2 protein-coding genes are annotated in these 1,839 nt (G+C 73.2%); one reads left to right on the top strand and one right to left on the bottom strand.

Features of this window, described 5'->3' with window-relative positions; all coding sequences use genetic code 11:
* Positions 1-529, top strand: a 529-nt coding sequence (locus ACY45C_RS01685; protein WP_462185914.1) for a Crp/Fnr family transcriptional regulator, incomplete at its 5' end; no start/stop codon positions are given.
* Positions 530-633: 104 nt separating this feature from the next.
* On the opposite strand, the gene ACY45C_RS01690 is transcribed toward ACY45C_RS01685, so the two are convergent.
* Positions 634-1,839: tetratricopeptide repeat protein (locus ACY45C_RS01690; protein WP_462185915.1), on the bottom strand; the 1,206-nt coding region annotated here is incomplete at its 5' end.

Below are 1,839 nucleotides of genomic sequence, written 5' to 3' on the forward strand. Positions count from 1 at the left end.
GGTGAAGATAGGACGTCAGTCGGCCGACGGCCGGGAGAACCTGCTGTCCGTGATGGGTCCCGGAGACCTGTTCGGAGAGCTGTCGTTGTTCGACCCCGGCCCCCGCACGGCTACCGCTACGGCAGTCACGGATGCATCGCTGCTGTCGCTGGAACATACCGCGTTGCGTCCCTGGCTGCGATCACGCCCGGAGGCGGGCGCGATGCTCCTACGAGTGCTGGCCCGCCGGTTGCGGCGTACCAATGACAACGTTGCTGACATGGTGTTCACGGATGTGCCGGGGCGAGTGGCGAAAGCCCTCCTCGACTTGGCGGAACGCTTCGGAGAGCCGGCACAGCCCGGCAATGAGGCCGCCGGTGTCCGTGTCGAGCACGGACTCACGCAGGAGGAACTGGCCCAACTGGTGGGCGCATCCCGGGAGACGGTGAACAAGGCGCTCGCCGACTTCGCCACCCGGGGCTGGCTGCGCCTGGACTCCCGCGCGGTCGTGCTGCTCGATCGCGAACGCCTGTCCCGCCGCGCACGCTGAGGCCGGCGACCGGCGACCGGCGAAAAGCTCGGGGTCCCGCCGGGGCCTCGAGCGCCGGTCGACGCGCGCAAGGCCTGGCCACGGGAGGTGACCGCTCCAGCGGGTTATCCGGTCGTCCCGGCCACGCCCGCGGGGGTGGTGGTCGCGCCGCCGGCGGCGTCGGCGGCCCCGCTGACCGGCAGGTTCCCCAGCAGCCGGCGGGTCTGCGGCGCCTCGCTGACAGCCCCCGTGGCGGTCGCGGCCGCCAGGGCCCGCAGATAGGCGGCACGACCGCCTTCCAGATCGCCGTTGGCCACCAACGCGGTGCCGAGCGCGCGGTAACCGAGCACCTGGGCGCGTACGTCCTCGGCACCCACGTTGACCGCGCGCCGGGCCACGATGAGAGCCTGGGCGGGCTGCCCGGCATCCAACAGGATGCCGGCGAGATGGGCGTATGCCTGCCGGCGGGGGAACATCAGGGTTGCCGGTTCGCTTGCCGACAATGCCTCCCGCAACAGCTCGGTCGCCTCATCGAGCCGCCCGCGAGCCCGGGCGATCTGCGCGACCAGTACCTTCGCCCCGAGCTGGGCATGCGGGCGCAACTCCAGCTGCGCGAGGTCCGCCTGCGCGATCTCGGCGGCCTGCCCGGCCTTGTCCACTTCGCCGGCGTCGAGCCAGGTCAGCCCGAGCAGCACCCGGGCCAGCGCGCCGACGACGATGTGCCCGCGGGCGGCCGCCTCGGCACACGCCTGTTCCAGGTACTCTGCCCCGCGGGCCGGTTCGCCGGTGCCACGGGCCGCCAGCCCACGGGCGACCAGGGTCAGCATCGTTCCCCACGCGTCGCCGATGCTGGCGAACAGCTCAGCGGCCCGCTCCGCGTGGGCCTCGGCGGTGGCGATGTCGCCCAGCTCGGCGGCCGCTATCGCGTCGATGGTGAGGCAGACGGCCATCCCCCACTGCTCGCCCACGGAACTGGCCAGCTCGATCAGTTCGCGGGTGAGTTCGCGGGCCCGGGTGAGCTGCCCGGACAGCAGCAGCACCAGCGCCTCCGTGCCCCGGCACCAGCCGAGGCCGCCGGTGTCCTCGAGCCGGTCGAACACCGCGGACGCCTCGCGCAGCGTCCGCTCGGCGCGGGGGTAGTCCCCCCGGGTGGTGGCGCTCCAGGCCAGGTGCTGTAACGCCCAACCGACCCCGCGGGGGTCGTCGACCTGGCGGGCGATCGCGAGGGCCTCGCGGTATCGCTCCTCCGCCGCGTCGATGCGGCCAGCGTTGTATTCGAGCATGCCCAGCCGGCGCAACGCGGCGGCCTCCGCGTGGTCGTCACCGGCCTG

Source organism: Frankia sp. CcWB2 (assembly GCF_977927585.1).